Raw genomic sequence first — 17065 nt, 5'->3', positions numbered from 1 at the left:
ACGCGGTTGTTTCCTACGGTGCGTCGAGCACCGTGCCGGTCACGACCGGGCCCTGCGGCTTGCCCTCCTCGTCCGTGGCCTGGAGGCCCACGTACTCGGTCTGCTCGGCCACCTGGTCGCCGACCGTGGGCACGAGCACCTCGGCGCTGGTCTTGCCGGCCGGTACCGCGGCCCACAGGTAGGCGTACTCCAGCTTGGACAGCGGCACTTCACCGTCCGGGACCTCGCCGAGCATGTCGAGCAGCCACTGCCGGTCGACGTCCTTGGTGGACAGCTCGGGGCGGCCCGGGACGGGGACGATCTGCAGGATCTTCGTGATCTCCACGTCCGCGGGTGCGGACAGGGAGATCTGCCACTTGAGCGGCTGCCCCTCGGTCACCTTGTCGGCGACCGGCTTCACCGTGATCTCGGGCATCGGGTCGTCGTTCTCGGCGAGGACGCCGCCGGCGTGCGAGCCGACGACGGTCCCGCGGACCGCCTTCACGAGCACATCGTGGGACACGTCCCAGGCGTACCGCTTGTTGCCCTTCACCTGCACCTTCACGTCGACGCTGCCGCCACCGGGCCGCACCGTCACCAGCCGGTCCTTCGCCTTGCCGGTGGCCGGGTCGAGTACGTACAGCCGTACCGTGCCGCTGCCCTTCCCGGACACGCGGACGGGCACCTGGTACGTGCGGACGCCCGAGTCGCCCTCCTTGACCTTCAGCCGGCCGATGTCGACACGCGGCAGCGCGGCTTCCTTCACGGCGGGGGTGCCGGGGCTCCACGCCCAGGCGTCCATCAGCCACGCCTGTCCGGAGCGGGTGCGCGGGGTCAGCTCCAGCGAGGCGATGTTGCGCAGGTCGAGGCCGGCGCGGGTGGCGGCGGTGAGCGGTACGCGCACCTCGCGCGCCCAGTAGGAGGAGGTGCGGTCGCTGCCCGGCAGGCCGTCCACCTGCACGCGACCGAGGTTGGCCCGCTTGCCGGAGGCGTCGGTGACGGACACGTCGAGCTGTGTGCCGGTGGAGTTCGGCGGCACGAAGACCCGTAGCGCGAGGCTCTTGGCGTTCTTGACGGAGAGCGGCTTCTCGGGGCGCACCGTCACCGCCGAGCCGGGCGCGGACCAGCGCAGGGCCACCGCCCGGCGGCCCGTCTCCTTTTCCGGCTGCCAGGACGCGAAGTGCGGCGAGGCGCCACCCGCCGCGGAGTCCAGGCAGGCGGTTTTCGGGTCGGGATCGATCGCGGAGCACAGCCGTCCGCCGGTCACCTTCACGGAGCCGTCCGGCAGGAACCCGGCGCCGCGGTTCGCGCCGACCGCGTGGGTCAGCACCCGCGCGGGATCGGCGGAGGGCGCGCGGCGGCCCGAGCCGTCGACCAGCTCGCGCACCCGGTCGTCACCGGCGACGAACAGCCGGGCCGCGGCGGCGATGTAGGTGGCGCCGGCCCGGTGCTGCTGGTCGGCGGTCAGCCGGGTCGCGGTGCCCGGCGAGCACACCGGGTCCGGCTTCTCGGGGTCGTGCCAGAAGTCGTCGTCGGCGGGCGCCTGCGCCTGGCCCGGCGTCCACTCGCTGTTGAAGTAGTTGTGGTTGGCCCCGACCATGTAGACCGCGCTGTGCAGGGCCTTGCCCCGGCTGACCCCGCGGGTGCCGTCGGCGTACACCTGACCCTGGAGGTCGGAGACGTCGCCGTCGCAGCCCGGCAGGATCGTCAGCGACGGCACGTCCGGGACCGGGTTCTGGCCGAAGATCGTCGGCCCGATGAGCACGGTCCCACGGATGTGCCAGCGCACCTTTCCGCGGTAGCCGTCCTGGGCGGGCGGGGGCGGGTAAAGACTGTCCATCGCGGCGCGGTTGACGCCCTCGCCGCCGCGCGAGTGGCCGACGAGCAGGACGCGGGACAGGTCGGTCCCGGGAGCCTTGCGTACGGCCGCGGGTGCCGTCGACGGCTTGGCGGCCCAGTCGGCCCAGCGGCCGAGGTGGCTGCGCACCAGGGAGGAGCGCGCCTGCGCGCCGGCGTCGTCGGCGCCTGCGTCCTGGCCGTTGATGCCGTTGGCGGAGATCGATACGGTCACATAGCCCTGGGAGGCCAGCAGCTCCTGGTCGCGGAGATAGCCCCGGTGGCTCGGGATCGGCTTGGCGTCCTTGGCACAGGGCCAGTCGATGTTCACGTCCTCGCCGCCCGGGACGTAGCAGGTGGCATGCCGGCCGTGCAGGAACAGCGCGACCGGACGCTTGCCCTTGGCGTCCTTCGGCGCGACGACGACGCCGCGCATCTCGACGGGCGCGGAGAAGCCGGGCAGACGGACCGGGGCGAGCGCGTACTCGCCGGTGACCGTGCGGTACGTGCCGGGCTTGCCCGGGTCGACCGAGCCGGCCGGAAGCTTGGCAGGCGGTTTCGCGGCGGACGGGGAGCGGCGGTCACGCGCGCCGTCGGCCTGCTGGTCCAGCCGTCGGCCGGCCGCCAGCACCTGAAGGTCCGCCAGATCCGCTGTACGCGCGTTGTCGAGCGGCAGCCGGAAGGTCCGGCCGTCCTTCTCCGGCTCGGGCACGCCGACCAGCTTGCCGTCGGCGTGGAACTCCACGCGCGCGTCGCCCATCGGCACCGGCCGCGGCGAGCGCCACTCCAGCGCGTGTTCCCCGTCGGTGTTCGTGATCCGCCAGCCGGGCGGCAGGTCATTCTGGTCGTTCGCCGCCGCGGCGGGCCGGACATCGGGTGGCTGCGGCTGGGCGTAAGCCACTGCCGGGGACACCCCCGCCACCGTGAGCACCGCTATCGCGGTGGCCCACACTCTCCGGGCTCGTATCAACTTCCCTCTCCTCAACCCCCCGACCGGAGCGCCCGGTTGGGCCCGGGTGCCTCTCGAACTCGGAGGACGGGGAGAAGATCCGGTGGGTTGCCTGGAGGCACGTGAACAGGGAGTGGCCACGGTGACTGTGGCGCGAAATGGGGCTCACATGGCTGACCGCGGACCGGGGGAGCGTTCTCCCCGGCCCGCGGTCTGTGTGGGGGGTGGTGTCAGCAGTACAGGTTGGCGCCTGTCGGGACGCCGAGGATCTGTGTGAAGCGGGTGTAGTTGTTCACGCGGCTCTGGACCTGTGCCGGGTTCTTGCCGTCGCATTCGAGTGAGCCGTTGATGGAGCGGATGGTCTGGCCGAAGCCGGCCTGGTTGACCATGGCGTTGTGCGGGGTCATGGTGCCGGGGCCGTTTTGGGTGTTCCAGTACCAGAGGCCGGTCTTCCAGGCCACGGCCGCGTCCTGCTCGACTCGCCAGGGGTTGTTGAGCAGGTCGATGCCGAGGGCGTCGCCGGCGGCCTTGTAGTTGAAGTTCCAGCTGAGCTGGATGGGCCCGCGGCCGTAGTAGGCGGCTTGGCCGGCCGGGCAGCCGTAGGGCTGGCTCCAGTCGCAGTAGTGCGGGTAGTTCGCCGTGTTCTGCTCCACGACGTGGACCAGACCGCCCGTCTCGTGCGAGACGTTGGCGAGGAAGGCCGCGGCCTCCTGCTTCTTGACCGTGTCACTGCCGGTGTTCGCGAAGCCCGGGTACGCGCTCAGCGCCGCGGTCAGCCCGCTGTACGTGTAGAACGAATTCCGGCTCGGGAACATCTGGTTGAACTGCGACTCGCTCACCACAAAGCCGGACGGGTTCGGGTCTCCGCCGCCGCTGCAGGTGTGCGGGTTCCAGTACCAGGTGCTGATCGTCGGGTCGTAACCCGGGTTGTCGTGCTCGGCGATGTAGTACTTGCCATCGGTGTACTTGACAACGTTGCCAGTGACATACCAGACGCCCTGCTGCCAGTTGGGCGCGGAGGTGCAGGCGTCCGCCGCGGCAGAGGGGGCTGCGGTTGCGGACGGTATGAGCCCGGCTGCGAGCCCGGCTCCGGCGACGAGAGCGACCAGCCATATCTTGATGCGACGTCTCAGCACTCGCTCACTCCTTCACAGCAACGGCTATGCCGTGGTGGGGGGTTGTGCCGCTCACTCAAGCGCGTTGACATGATCGAGTCAAGGTATAGACCAATGAGAATCTTGGTCTAGTCCAAAAATGTAGCTGTGAACGCGGTCCATGTGGCTGGATCCAGTGTGAGGACGGGACCGTCGGGGTTCTTGGAGTCCCGGACGTGGACGGCGGTGGGGTGGGTTGCGACCTCGACGCACTCACCGCCTTCGCTGCCGCTGTACGTGGACTTGTGCCAGTCGTAGGCGACTTCGAGGCACTCCCCGCCCTCTTCGCTGCTGTAGCTGGACTTGAACCACTCAAGTGCGGTGCTCATTGCTCTCCTAGCAGCCGGTCCAACAGGCCCTTTGTCTCCTCGGGATTGAGGGCCTGAGTCCGCAGCATTGCATATTTCCGCTCCAGGATGCTGACCTCATCTCGGTCAGTAACGAGCTGGCTGCCACGCTGAGTTTCGGTGTAGGCGAGATGCTGATGGTCCGGTGTTTCCAGCAGGATGAAAGGGCCCGCTAGTCCGGCGTGGGTCTCGCGCCCCAGTGGCATGACCTGCAGGGTGATGCCAGGGAGGTCGGTACAAGCGCGGAGATGGCGAAGTGTCTCCCGGTACACCTCGTCGCCACCGAGTCGGTCCACCACGATCGCCTCGGAGATGATGAAGCTAGAAGTCGGTGGTTCCTTACGGTGCAGGATCTCCTGGCGTTCCAGTCGGGCGCCAACCTGGGCGTTGATCTCCTCTTCGCTGAGGGTGGGGACCTTATTGCGGAAGACCGCCCTTGCGTAGTTCTCCATTTGAAGCAGCCCTGGCAAGACCTGGTTCGCGTAGAACGAGAGAGCGATCGCCTCACGCTCAATGTCCATGTACTGCTCGGCCCACGCCGGGACCAAGTCGATCTCCGGCATGTTCGCGACCGCCGTCTCCAGCGCCCTCTTCGTGTCGAGGACCCGGTCCAGCACCTTCGCCAGGTCCGGCTTCAGCGGGCGGCGGCCCTGCTCCACCGACGCGATCGTCTCCTCGTGTACGCAGACACGCTCCGCCAGTTCGCGCTGCCTGAGCCCGGCGAACTCCCGGAACATCGCTAACTGCGCGCCCACGAGCTTCATCGCCGACGCGTTCTTCCGCTGACGCTTTCTGGGGTGCATACACGTCCAACTCCCCATCCATATCCGTACGTCACGCCCTCAGCACCCGTACAGATTTCTTGTACGGCTGCGCGCACTGCGTCACCGGAGTCACAGTCAGTGACGCTCGTCTCATGGATGACGTGATTCAACAGCCCTGTCTGCGCGAGCGGTTCTACCGCCGCGAGCGGCGATCCGTGCCCGCAGCCAGGGAGTTCGTACGCGAGGCCGTCGCCGACTGGGGCCTCGGCGCGCGGGCCGACGACGTACTGCTCTGCGTGAGCGAACTGGCCACCAACGCGCTCGTGCACGGCGTACCGCCCGGCCGCGGCTATCGGATGAGGCTGTGGCTGTACGGCGACGGGCTCCTCCGTGTCGAGGTGCACGACAGCGGCATCGGGCAGCCGTCCGTCAGTGAACCGGACGGGGAGTCGGGGCGCGGGCTGATGATCGTGGACGCGCTCGCCGACAAGTGGGGGGTCGGCGAGCGCGATCCGGGAAAGATCGTGTGGTGCGAGTTCGGCGCTACTTCTTGAGCAGGTCCGCGATGCGGGACAGGCCGTCGGCCTCGTAGCCCTGCTCGATCGCGCGGTCCAGGATCGCCTGGAACGGTTCGAACAACTCCGGGCTGACGCCCTGGTCGCGGAAGGTCGCCAGGAAGTTCGGGAACGCGGCCTGGTTGACGGCGAGGCTGGAGACGTCGGTGAGGTGCTCGCCGGAGTCGACGGCCTTGGCCCACTCCGGTGCGCCGGCGAGCATCGCGCTGATCCAGGGGACGAGGAGCTCGGAGAATTCGGTGGCCGGGATGTTCTCCGTACGGACCAGGGCGAAGGCCTGCATGACGCCGAGGACCATGCCGTACATGCCGGTGAGGAGCGCCAGGTCGTTCAGCGCGGCCAGGCCCGGGTCCGTACCGGCGAACTTCGTGCCGCCGAGGACGGCCAGCGTTTCCCGATGGGCTTCGAACGTCTGCTGCGGGCCGCTGTAGAAGACGTACGCGTGCGGACCCCCGATCATCTGAGGGACGGCCATGATGCCGCCGTCGAGATAGTCGGCTCCGTGCTGTGTCGCCCAGGCGCTCAGCTCGCGCGCCTGGGCCGGGGTTCCGTTGGTCAGATTGACGAGGGTCTTGCCGGAGACGGCGTCGCCGAGGGTGTCGAAGAGTTCCTGGACGTTGTCGTTGGTGAGCAGGCAGACGACGACCGTGTTGCCTGCTGCAACCGCCTCGGCGGCGGTTTCGGCGGGCAGTGCGCCCTGCGCGACCAGCGGGCCGGTCTTGGCGGGTGAGCGGTTCCAGACGGTGACGGGGTGGCCGGCCTTGAGGAAGGCGGCGGCGAGGGCGGAGCCCATCATGCCGAGGCCGAGTACGGAGACTTGGGGCTTGTTCGGGGACATGCTTCGATCCTCGTGCCGGGCCGGAATGCCCACAAGTACCGACTATTTGGTCAGCTACCCACCAGCGGGTAAGTAACGGACGGGCGCATCAAATTTGCGTATGGGACGCGTTAGGAACCGGCCGGTGGCTGGATCTCCGAGTATCGCGCCGTAAGCATTTGAGGGTTGTGGCAGGGCCACATCAGACGGTGCAGATGCGAACACGGGGGATCGATGTCGTTCGACGAGGAATGGGCTTCCGCACGTGCTGACGCGAGCGTGAGCATGCGGCTGAACCAGCTCGCCGACCCGGGCGGTGGTGGCGGCGGAGGTACTGACCTCACCGTCAGTCGGGACGACCTGGGCGCGATCGGCAGCGATGCGTACAAGCTGTACAACCGGCTCGCGGACGACGGCGACCACGCGCGGCAGACCACGCACGACGCCTCGATCGCCCTTCTCAACGCCAACTACGAGACCGGCACCGCCCTGTTGAAGGTGAACGGCGTCTGGGCCGATCAGCTCAAGACGCTCATGGACGCTTGCGCGAACATCTCCAACCACCTCGACTACTCGGCCGCTTCGCACAAGAACGAGGAGGACGACATCATCGTTTCCCTCCAGGCTTCCAAGATCAACGAGTACTTCAAGTAGGGGTGGCAGGACTGTGACGCTCGGTTTCGACGATGTTCTGCATGCCCCGCTGAGCAAGATGAAGGAATCGGTGACCGACTGGGGGCAGATGGTCACCAAGCTGGAGACCCTCGCTGAGGACGCCGGCAAGGGGATGCGCGCCAAGTCCGACGCGGCCGACTGGCAGGGCGTGAACGCCGCCGTCACCAAGCCGTTCATCGCGAAGACGGCCAAGGAGTTCGACGACGCGGCCAAGTCGGCCAAGGGCGTGAAGGCGATCCTGGACCAGGGATACGCGGCCTTCGAGAAGGCCAAGAACGACATGAGGAAGATCGTCGACGAGGAGGCGCCGGCCCGGAAGTGCACGGTCGGTGCGGACGGCAGCGTACGGGCGACCAAGCCGATCTCGACGACCATCGACGAGGGCGGCAAGCACGACCCGGACTACGACGACCTGGTGCACAAGGAGCAGGCCGACATCTCGCACATCGAGGGCCGGATCAAGACCGTCCTCGACGAGGTGAACGAAGCCGACCGTGACATCGCCAAGACGCTCAAGGCGAACATGGGCGACGACCGGCACAACTTCAGCGCGCCCAAGTTCGACAACCCCGACGAGATGCACGCGGCCCGGGCCGTCGACCTCGCCCAGAAGGGCGACAAGATGACGGACCAGGAGCTCAAGGAACTGCAGACGCTGCTGCACGAGAACAGCAAGTCGCCCGCCTTCACGACGGCGTTCTACGACGGGCTCGGCCCGAAGGAGAGCATGAAGTTCTTCGCCGACGTGGCGATGCACACCGACGGCGACAGCAAGGAACGGACCGAGTCGCTCAAGGCGCTGCAGAAGGACCTCGGCTTCTCGCTGGCTACGGCGACCGACCCGGACAACAAGCCGCACCTTTCGGAGAAGTGGAACTCGGATCTGCGCAAGGTCGGAGCGAGCTCCATCGATCTCTATCCGGACCGCAAGGCGAACTTCTCGCCGAGCGGCTACCAGGTGCTCAGCAACATCCTCCGCTATGGCGAGTACGACAAGCGCTTCCTCACTCCGGTCGCCGAGCACGCCGCTCAACTCGGGGGTACGGAAGGCGGGGTCCACAAGCCGCAGAACCGGCCGTACATCGGGATCAATCTCAACCCGGCGGGTGGAGACGGCAGTTACGGCTTCAACACCATGACCGGCATCCTCGAGGCGCTCGGGCACAGCCCGGAGGCGTCGAAGGACTTCTTCGACGGCAAGATGGTGCCGTACTCCGGCGACGGCCAGGTGATGGACAAGGACTACTTCGAGCGCGAGGTCGGCGGCGGGTACAGCACGGCGAACCTCGACAACTGGAACATCCGCGAGGGTGCCGACGGCCAGGTGTACCTGAAGGACCTGAGGCCCCACTACGGGGCGGACGGCAAGACGTACACCGACTACTTCGACATGTTCACCGCCAAGGACTACGAGTGGCCGGACGACCGCTCGGAGGGCGCTCCGGCGATCGGCGACGGTGACGCGCAGGACGCCTGGGACAAGGCGGCCGCGAAGGCGAAGGCGTCGGGCCCGGACGCGCTCGGGCACGCCCTGGAGTCGGCGGTCTCGGGACGCTCGTACGAGGACGACAGCACGACGGCGAAGCCGGTTCCGCACACCGAGGACCAGGCGAAGCTCATGCACCGAGTGGTGGAGAAGTTCGGCAACGACCCGGGCAACGAGCTCATCTCCATCAAGGGCGACGGCAAGAACGGGCCGCTGGCCTCGATGAACGACAGCCTCGGCAACATGACGGCGGAGTACATGAGGGACTTCCAGAAGGGCATGGGCGCGTCCCGCATCGAGACCAACGGCGCGGACGCGGGCCTGGCGGACCTCAACGACGGCGACATCACGAGGTTCCTCGGCACTGTCGGCAAGGACCCCGACGCGTACGGCGCGATCATCAACGCCCAGCAGGCCACGACGACCGATCTCATGAACGGTGTGGCCGACAAGTACGTCGACGGGGACAAGAAGCAGGACTTCGGAGACGTGCGCAAGGACGTCGAGACGTACACCAAGCCGGGCGGAACCATCGCCGGCATCCTCTCGGAAGCCCGGGCGGAAGCGACGTACAACGAAAAGACGGCCGGGGACAAGGACTTCAACGACGGCCTCAAAGACGGAGCCAAGTGGGCGGACCGAGGGTTCGGCATCATCTCCAAGCCACTTGAGGCCACCGGCGTGGGCGCGCCGCTCGCCTGGGTCGTCGAGGACATCAAGGAAAGCGTCACCGACAAGTACAAGCACGATGCCGGACCGGAGGCCGAGAAGACGGTGGACGCGTACCTGGAGACGCAGCGTCAGGACAGCGCACTGGCTGCGCGGGCGGCTGCCGAGCTGGGGGCCAAGGAGGCAGGTCTTTCTCCGGAGGAGATCAAGAAGTTCGGCGACGACGCCGAGAACGCGGCGAATGCCGGATACGACGAGGGCACGGGCAGGCAGAGCGGCTACCAGCCTCCGGCGAAGAGCGAGGGGAACTGAGTGCGGGAGCGTGGTCGCGTTCTTGTCGCCCTCGCCGCGGCGGTGATCCTCGTCGGCGGCGGGGTCTGGTGGTGGGCGGCCCGAGACACAGCGCCGGCCGCGGTGCAGGTGCCGGAGCGGGTCTGCGGCGGCACCCTGCCAGGGAAGGCCGCGGCGGCGCTGCTGCCGAAGGAGGGCGACGCGTTCAGGGAAAAGCTGGACCTGCACTTCACGTTGCCCTCGAACCGGTGGTGCAGTCTGACATCCGGAGGCACCTACCTCGACCTCAACTACTGGCGGGAGCCGTCGGACTCTTACGCCGATGAGATGGCGGACGATCCCAAGAAGCCCGGGAACACTCCGATCCAGCTCGGCGAGGCAGCGGGATACACGAGCGAGCAAGCCGCCACGCTCTACGTGAGCTGCCCCTCCGAGTCCGGCCGCCAGGAGCATGTGAAGGTGCGGGCGGCGCTGCAGAACCAGGCTGAGGCGAGAAGCAGGGAGCCCGACACGGACTTCGCCGAACTGATCGGCGACGCCACCCGCCACGTGGCCAAGGAGCTGGACTGCGAAGGTGCCGCCAAGCTCCCCAGCGAGGTGCCCACCGCCGACTAGTGGTGATCTCGGCTCCGGCGGAGCACTCTGGAAGCAGTACCACTGGAGGTGATCCGCCATGGACACACTCGTCGGATGGCACGTCGAGATGGAGTTCCAGGAGGAAGGCGACCGCACCCGTGCCGCCGCCATGATCAGGCTCGGCGACGGCACGGAAATCCGCGGTCGTGGGAATGCGCAGCGGCATCACTCCGACCCGGAGCAACTGCGGGTGGGCGAGGAGATCGCGGGTGCGCGGGCGCTGATGGACATCGCGTCGCAGCTTTTGCAGAAGGCGCACACGGAGATCGACGAAGCGTCCGGCAGAACCTCGCGGCCCCTTGCGTGAGTGCGGACTAATTGGTGAGGGCGTCCGCGAGGGTGCGCTGCCAGTACGTGACCGACGCGCCGGCGTCGTCGATGTCGGTGCCCGCGGGGAGCGCGAGCTTCTTCGGCGTGCCCGTCGAGCCCTCGCCCGAGCTCGCCGCGAAGTGGACTTCCAGCTGCTTTGCCGTGCGCCCGCCCGCGCCGAGTGCGATGGCGGCGTAGCCGGACTCGCCGGGGACGAGGGTGACGACGGCCTGCGGCTGGCTCTCCTCGTAGACGCTCATGACCGCCTGCGCGTCGTCGACGCGGAGCAGCGGCGCGTGGTAGGCGTTGCACGCCTTGGAGCCGGTGTTGGTGACCGTGAGCAGCAGATGCTGAATGGGGCGGCTGACGTGGGTCACGCTCACCTTGGTGGTGCTTCCGGTGCAGGCGGCGGTGACGACGCCAGGGTCGGCGTTGGTGCCGTCCGTGCCGTCCGTGCCGTCCGTGCCGGAGTCCGCTGCCGGGGTCTTCGTCTTGCCGCCGCCCTGAGGAGCCTCGGCGGCCGGGGTCGTCGAGGCGGCCGACGAGGGTGTGTCCGTGGCCGGGGCGGTGGTGCTCGCGCTGGACGAGGGCTTCGGTGCCGACTGGTCCTTGTCGTCGGACTGGCAGGCGGTGAGCGAGAGCGCGGTCAGCACGGCGGTGGCGGCGGTAGTGCGGCGGATGTTGGTGCGCATGACGGTTCGTACTCCCCGTTGTGTGGTGGTCGTTCGGATCGCGTCGGCGTCGGCCTCGGCGATGACCAAACCCTGCGGGGCGCTTCGTCCCGGCGGCAATGAGCACGGGACAATAGGGGAAGCTGGAACGCCTGTACGGCTCTGACCTGGGGGAACGACCTTTCCCTGGAATGCGTTCCTGGGACGGCGACGGGGAAGGGACGGCTGGGGTGGGGACGGATACGGGCGGCTTCGCGGGCATGCTGCGAGCGCTGAAGGAGCGATCCGGACGCAGTTACGGCGTGCTGGCGAAGCAGATGCACATGAGCACGTCGACCCTCCACCGGTACTGCAACGGCGATGCCGTGCCCACCGAATACGCGCCCGTGGAGCGGCTGGCCCGGTTGTGCGGGGCCACGCCCGAGGAACTGGTCGAGCTCCATCGGCAGTGGATCCTCGCGGACGAGGCGCGGAAGCGGGGGCGGGCGGAGGTGCCGCAGGACGAGTCGCCGGACGTGCCGGGGGAGGACGACCCTGCACCCGACGCCCCAGCCACCGTCGCCGCACCCGGCCGCAAGCTCGGGCGGCGGCGCGTGGCCATCGCCGCGGCTGCCGTCGTGGCCGTCGCCACCGTGGCGGTTTCCGCCGCCGTCGTCAACGGCTCGGGAAGCGAGGACAGAAAGGGGACTGCTCCCGCAGGGGCGGCGAAGCCTTCCGCGTCCGCCTCCGTCTCGGCCTCCAGGTCCGCACCTGCGTCCGCTTCCGCCTCCGCGAGCGGCCCGAGCGCGTCGCCGAGCCCGAGCCGGACCGCGAGTACACCGGCCAAGAACGAGGGCCCGCCGCTGACCGTCGACGTACGGCCCTACACCTGGCTCGATCCGTGCAGCCAGAACTATGTCGTGGACCGGCCGCCCGGCGAAGTCCCGCCGCCGCCACCCGAACAGGACGCCCGCGGCTGGGTCACCGCGCTCGGCGGAGTCCCGGCCGGTGATGTGCTGATCGACCTGTCCGCGCAGAGCACCGGCAAGGACACCGTGCTGCTCCAGGCCCTGCACGTACGGGTCTTGGAGACCTCGGAGCCGCTGAAGTGGAACGTGTACGGCATGGGCGTCGGCTGCGGCGGCGAAGTGCGGCCACAGAGCCTGGACATCAATCTCGACGCCGCACGCCCGCGGCCCGTACCGGTCGCGGGCGTGCAGGGCGACACGAAGATTCCGGCCACCGACTTCCCGTACGAGGTGTCCACCGGCGAGCCCCAGGTGCTCCGGGTGACGGCGCACACCGACAACCGGCATGTCCGCTGGTACCTGGAGCTGGAGTGGAGCAGCGGGGACCGGAGCGGGACCCTGCGGATCGACGACCGCGGGCAGCCGTTCGCGACCAGTGCGCTCAACCGGCGGCCCGCGTACGACTACCCGCTGGGTGGCAGCGAGTGGATCCCGCGGGCCGCCGACGGCGGCTGAGCGGACCGGTCAGAGGCGCTCGGGCGTCTGGATGCCGAGGAGCGCCATGCCCTGGTGGAGCGTGCGGGCGGTGATGTCGCAGAGGAAGAGGCGGTTCTCGATCTGCGCCGGGGTCTCGGCCTTCAGGACCGGGCACTGGTCGTAGAACGTCGTGTAGTGCGAGGCCAGCTGGTACAGGTACGCCGCCAGCTTGTGCGGCTCGTACGACGACGCCACCTCGGCCAGCGTCTCGCCGAACTGGTCCACGTGCAGGCCCAACGCGCGCTCCGCCGGGGCCAGTTCGAGCTCCGGGTGCGCGGCCGGCTTGCGGTCGCCCGCCTTCCGGAGGATCGACTGGATACGGGCGTACGCGTACTGGAGGTACACGGACGTGTCGCCGTTCAGCGAGACCATCTGGTCCAGGTCGAACTTGTAGTCCCGCACCGCCGACGTCGACAGGTCCGCGTACTTGATCGCACCGATGCCGACCTGGACGCCCCGCTCGGCGATCTCGTCCTCGGTCAGCTCGTTCCTGGTGTCCTTCTCGCGCACGACCGCCGTCGCCCGCTCGATCGCCTCGTCCAGCAGGTCCACCAGCCGTACCGTCTCGCCCTCACGGGTCTTGAACGGCTTGCCGTCCTTGCCGAGCACCGTGCCGAACGCCAGCTGGACCGCCTTGACCTTGTCGTTCAGCCAGCCCGCCCGGCGTGCGGTCTCGAAGACCATCTTGAAGTGCAGCGACTGACGGACGTCCACGACGTACACCAGCGTGTCCGCGGCCAGGTTCTGGACGCGGTCGCGGATCGCGGAGAGGTCGGTGGCCGCGTAGCCGTAGCCGCCGTTCGACTTCTTCACGATCAGGGGGGTCGGGTTGCCGTCCGGGCCCTTCACATCGTCGAAGAAGACACAGAGCGCGCCCTCGGAGCGGACGGCGACGCCCGTCTCCTCGAGGATCCGGCAGGTCTCGTCGAGCATGTCGTTGTAGCCGGACTCGCCGACCACGTCGGCATCGTGGATCTCCATGTCGAGCTTGTCGAAGACCGAGTAGAAGTAGATCTTCGACTCGTCCACGAACTTCTGCCACAGCGCCCGGGTCTGCTCGTCTCCGGACTGCAGGGCCACGACCCGGTCCCGCGAGCGTGCCTTGAACTCCTCGTCGGAGTCGAAGAGGACCCGCGCGGCCTTGTACAGCCGGTTCAGGCTCGACATGGCCTCCTCGCCGGAGACCTCCCCGCCCTTGTGGTCCAGCTCGTGCGGGTGCTCGATCAGATACTGGATGAGCATGCCGAACTGGGTGCCCCAGTCGCCGATGTGGTGGCGCCGGATCACCTTCTCGCCGGTGAACTCCAGGATCTCGACCATCGCCGCGCCGATCACCGCGGACCGGAGGTGGCCGACGTGCATCTCCTTGGCCACGTTCGGCTGCGCGTAGTCGATCACCGTCGTGCCGGCGTCGGCCGCGTACGGCACGCCGAGGCGGTCGTCGGCGGCGCGGGCCGCGAGGGTCTGCACGATCGCCGCGTCGGAGACCGTGATGTTCAGGAAGCCGGGTCCGGAGACCTCGATCTCCTTCAGCTCGCCGGTCTCGCCGATCGCCTCGACGACCTTGGTCGCCAGCTCGCGCGGATTGCCCTTGAGCTTCTTGGCGAGCGCCAGGATGCCGTTGGCCTGGAAGTCGGCCCGGTCGCTACGTCGCAGCAGCGGGTCGGCGGAGCCGGCTTCCGGCAGGGCTGCCGAAAGGGCGTCCGCGAGGCGCTGCTGCACGGTCGAAGCGAGGGAAGGGACCGAGGCCATGAGCTTCCGTTCCTGTTGGTCGGGGGCTATATCGGTTGTCAAGTGTCCCATGGGCCAGCAACCTCTTTCTCACGGCAAACGGGCAACCACGGGCGGGGTCGTTCCGTCTGGGAGAATGGCCCTGCCAAGCTTCGAGAAGGCTTGGAGTTTGCATCGAGAAAGAAGGACGTGCCGACCGTGGCTCAGAGCAGCACCGAGACCGACTGGGTCTCCCGTTTCGCGGACGAGGTCATCGCCGAGTCGGAGCGACGTGCGCCTGGCAAACCGGTTGTCGTCGCGTCCGGCCTCTCTCCCTCCGGCCCGATCCACCTGGGCAATCTGCGCGAGGTCATGACCCCGCACCTGGTCGCCGACGAGATCCGGCGGCGCGGGCACGAGGTCAGGCATCTGATCTCCTGGGACGACTACGACCGGTACCGGAAGGTGCCGGCCGGGGTCGCGGGCGTCGACGAGTCCTGGGCCGAGCACATCGGCCGGCCGCTGACCTCGGTGCCCGCGCCGCAGGGCTCGCCGTACGCGAGCTGGGCCGAGCACTTCAAGGCCGCGATGGTCGAGTCGCTGGCCGAGATGGGCGTGGAGTACGACGGCATCAGCCAGACCGAGCAGTACAACTCCGGTGTCTACCGCGAGCAGGTGCTGCACGCGATGAAGCACCGCGGCGACATCGACGCGATCCTCGCGCAGTACCGCACGAAGAAGGCTCCGGGGAAGAAGTCGCAGAAGCCGGTCGACGAGGCCGAGCTGGAGGCCGCCGAGGGCTCCGGCGCGGCGGCCGAGGACGACGGCACGGGCTCGACCGGGTACTTCCCGTACAAGCCCTACTGCGGCGGCTGCAACAAGGACCTGACCACGGTCACGGCGTACGACGACGAGACCACGGAGCTCACGTACACGTGCGGCGCGTGCGGGTTCTCGGAGACCGTGCGGCTGACCGAGTTCAACCGCGGCAAGCTGGTCTGGAAGGTCGACTGGCCGATGCGCTGGGCGTTCGAGGGCGTCATCTTCGAGCCCTCCGGCGTCGACCACTCCTCACCGGGGTCGTCGTTCCAGGTCGGCGGTCAGATCGTCGGGATCTTCGACGGACAGCAGCCGATCGGACCGATGTACGCGTTCGTCGGGATCTCCGGGATGGCGAAGATGTCGTCGTCGCGCGGCGGCGTGCCGACGCCGGCCGACGCCCTGAAGATCATGGAGGCGCCGCTGCTGCGCTGGCTGTACGCGCGCAGGCGGCCCAACCAGTCGTTCAAGATCGCCTTCGACCAGGAGATCCAGCGGCTGTACGACGAGTGGGACAAGCTGGAGTCCAAGGTCGAGGACGGCAGCGTGCTGCCCGCGGACGCGGCCGCGTACTCCAGGGCCGTACGGACCGCGGCCGGTGAGCTGCCGCGTACGCCGCGGCCGCTGCCGTACCGGACGCTTGCCTCCGTCGTCGACATCACGGCGGGCCACGACGAGCAGACGCTGCGGATCCTGAGCGAGCTCGACCCGGCGAACCCGCTGTCCTCGCTGGACGAGGCGCGGCCGCGGCTCGACCGCGCGGAGAACTGGATCACCACACAGGTCCCGGCCGACGCCCGTACGGTCGTGCGCTCGGAGCCGGACGTCGAGCTGCTCTCCTCGCTGGACGAGCAGGGCCGGGAGTCGCTGCGGCTGCTCCTGGAGGGCCTGGACTCGCACTGGTCGCTGGACGGCCTCACGACGCTGGTCTACGGCGTCCCGAAGGTGATGGCGGGCCTGGAGCCGGACGCCAAGCCGACGCCGGAGCTGAAGACGGCGCAGCGGTCGTTCTTCGCTGTGCTGTACCGGCTGCTGGTGAGCCGGGAGACGGGGCCGAGGCTGCCGACGCTGCTGCTGGCGGTGGGGGCGGACCGGGTCAGGAAGCTGCTCGGCGCGTAGCCCGCCCGGGGCCGGAGCACATCGGCTAGGCGATGTGCTCCGCCTCGAGTTCCGCCTGGAAGCGGTGCTTGAACTCCGGCATCAGACGGCGCAGCATCGCCGCGCTGCCCGGGTGCCGGACACCGTGCGCGTCCGAGAGATGTATGTCGAGCTGCTCGGAGCTCGGGAAGTCGCCGTGCTGGTGCACATACGCCGCGAAGACCGGATACGCCGTCTCGCGGAACTCCTCGGGGTCCACGGCTTCCGAGTCGTCCTGCTCCTGCACCGACTCCTCGGCGCGGGAGCCGGGGACCGCGCCGCCGAGCGGGCGGGTGCGGCCGGGGCCGGAGGGGACTTGTACCGCCGTGGGCTCCAGGCCCTCGACGTACGTCGGGTTGAAGGCGCTCTCGAACGCCTCCTGGTACTGCTCCTGAGGAACCTGCGGTGCGGCGAACCAGGGGCTCTCGTGGTTGGCGGGGGCCTGCGCCGGGTCCTCCGCGTACTGCTGCTGGTACTCCTCGTACTGCTCCTGCGGGTACTGCTCGTACCGCTCGGAGTATGCGTCGTCCTGGTACTGCGGCTTCTCCAGCTGCGGCTGCGGCTGGATCTGGGGCTGCGGCTGAATCTGGGGCTGCGCCTGAATCTGCGGCTGTGGCTGAAGCTGCGCCTGGGGCTGGGGCTGGGGCGGGAGCAGCGCCGGCTCGATGCCCGCGGCGGCGAGACCGGCCGGGGCCGTCTCCGCCAGCGGCACGCCGTACTTCGCAAGCCGCAGCGGCATCAGCGACTCGACCGGGGC

The 17065-nt window shown here is 68.7% G+C and carries 14 protein-coding genes and 1 pseudogene; 7 read left to right on the top strand and 8 right to left on the bottom strand.

The window, feature by feature from the left end; translation table 11 throughout:
* Positions 1-13: 13 nt before the first annotated feature.
* From ACH4YL_RS38925 to ACH4YL_RS38910, 4 genes are all read right to left on the bottom strand, one after another.
* The gene (locus ACH4YL_RS38925) at positions 14-2785 is read right to left on the bottom strand and encodes an alpha/beta hydrolase family protein (protein WP_398512262.1); all 2772 of its coding nucleotides are present in this window, start codon (positions 2783-2785) and stop codon (positions 14-16) included.
* Positions 2786-2994: 209 nt separating this feature from the next.
* Positions 2995-3900, bottom strand: a complete 906-nt coding sequence (locus ACH4YL_RS38920) for a chitinase (RefSeq protein WP_398512261.1) — start codon at positions 3898-3900, stop codon at positions 2995-2997.
* Positions 3901-4007: 107 nt separating this feature from the next.
* Positions 4008-4247 (bottom strand): DUF397 domain-containing protein, encoded by a 240-nt coding sequence (locus ACH4YL_RS38915; protein ID WP_398512260.1) that lies wholly within the window; start codon positions 4245-4247, stop codon positions 4008-4010.
* Positions 4244-5068 (bottom strand): Scr1 family TA system antitoxin-like transcriptional regulator, encoded by an 825-nt coding sequence (locus ACH4YL_RS38910; RefSeq protein ID WP_398512259.1) that lies wholly within the window; start codon positions 5066-5068, stop codon positions 4244-4246. The genes ACH4YL_RS38915 and ACH4YL_RS38910 overlap by 4 nt, the downstream gene beginning before the upstream one ends.
* Positions 5069-5181: 113 nt before the next feature.
* On the opposite strand from ACH4YL_RS38910, the gene ACH4YL_RS38905 reads away from it, so the two are divergent.
* Entirely contained in the window at positions 5182-5583 is a 402-nt protein-coding gene (locus tag ACH4YL_RS38905) for an ATP-binding protein (RefSeq protein WP_398512258.1), read from the top strand.
* Here the strand turns inward: ACH4YL_RS38905 and ACH4YL_RS38900 are convergent.
* Positions 5573-6442: an NAD(P)-dependent oxidoreductase gene (locus ACH4YL_RS38900; protein ID WP_398512257.1), complete on the bottom strand. Its 870-nt coding sequence runs from the start codon at positions 6440-6442 to the stop codon at positions 5573-5575. The two genes, ACH4YL_RS38905 and ACH4YL_RS38900, sit on opposite strands and share 11 nt — an antisense overlap.
* Before the next feature lie 213 nt (positions 6443-6655).
* Between ACH4YL_RS38900 and ACH4YL_RS38895 the strand changes: the two genes are divergently transcribed.
* Genes ACH4YL_RS38895 through ACH4YL_RS38880 form a run of 4 tightly spaced genes read left to right on the top strand, consistent with a single transcriptional unit; the run spans position 6656 to position 10485 of the window.
* Positions 6656-7075: a hypothetical protein gene (locus ACH4YL_RS38895; RefSeq protein WP_398512256.1), complete on the top strand. Its 420-nt coding sequence runs from the start codon at positions 6656-6658 to the stop codon at positions 7073-7075.
* 13 nt (positions 7076-7088) lie between these two features.
* Entirely contained in the window at positions 7089-9563 is a 2475-nt protein-coding gene (locus tag ACH4YL_RS38890) for a hypothetical protein (RefSeq protein WP_398512255.1), read from the top strand.
* On the top strand, positions 9564-10157 hold the full coding sequence (locus ACH4YL_RS38885; RefSeq protein WP_398512254.1) for a hypothetical protein: 594 nt from the start codon (positions 9564-9566) through the stop codon (positions 10155-10157).
* A gap of 58 nt (positions 10158-10215) precedes the next feature.
* The gene (locus ACH4YL_RS38880; protein ID WP_398512253.1) at positions 10216-10485 is read left to right on the top strand and encodes a DUF1876 domain-containing protein; all 270 of its coding nucleotides are present in this window, start codon (positions 10216-10218) and stop codon (positions 10483-10485) included.
* A 7-nt stretch (positions 10486-10492) separates the two neighbouring features.
* On the opposite strand, the gene ACH4YL_RS38875 is transcribed toward ACH4YL_RS38880, so the two are convergent.
* A complete protein-coding gene (locus ACH4YL_RS38875; protein ID WP_398512252.1) occupies positions 10493-11179 on the bottom strand; it encodes a DUF4232 domain-containing protein in 687 nt (228 codons plus the stop codon).
* Between the two features lie 209 nt (positions 11180-11388).
* Here ACH4YL_RS38875 and ACH4YL_RS38870 point away from each other — a divergent pair, with 209 nt between their 5' ends.
* Entirely contained in the window at positions 11389-12621 is a 1233-nt protein-coding gene (locus ACH4YL_RS38870; protein ID WP_398512251.1) for a helix-turn-helix domain-containing protein, read from the top strand.
* Between the two features lie 9 nt (positions 12622-12630).
* Here ACH4YL_RS38870 and argS read toward each other — a convergent pair whose 3' ends face one another.
* Positions 12631-14394, bottom strand: a complete 1764-nt coding sequence (gene argS / locus ACH4YL_RS38865; protein ID WP_398512280.1) for an arginine--tRNA ligase — start codon at positions 14392-14394, stop codon at positions 12631-12633.
* A gap of 168 nt (positions 14395-14562) precedes the next feature.
* Between argS and lysS the strand changes: the two genes are divergently transcribed.
* Positions 14563-16290, top strand: coding sequence for a lysine--tRNA ligase (gene lysS, locus ACH4YL_RS38860; protein ID WP_398512250.1), 1728 nt, complete (start codon positions 14563-14565; stop codon positions 16288-16290).
* 25 nt (positions 16291-16315) lie between these two features.
* On the opposite strand, the pseudogene ACH4YL_RS38855 reads toward lysS, so the two are convergent.
* A pseudogene (locus ACH4YL_RS38855) lies at positions 16316-17065 on the bottom strand (hypothetical protein); the annotation flags it as partial.

It is taken from the genome of Streptomyces sp. NPDC020681, assembly GCF_044334895.1.
In the GTDB taxonomy this organism is placed as follows: domain Bacteria; phylum Actinomycetota; class Actinomycetes; order Streptomycetales; family Streptomycetaceae; genus Streptomyces.
Note: the sequence above shows the minus strand (reverse complement) of the source record. Positions and strands in the feature narration are given on the sequence as shown.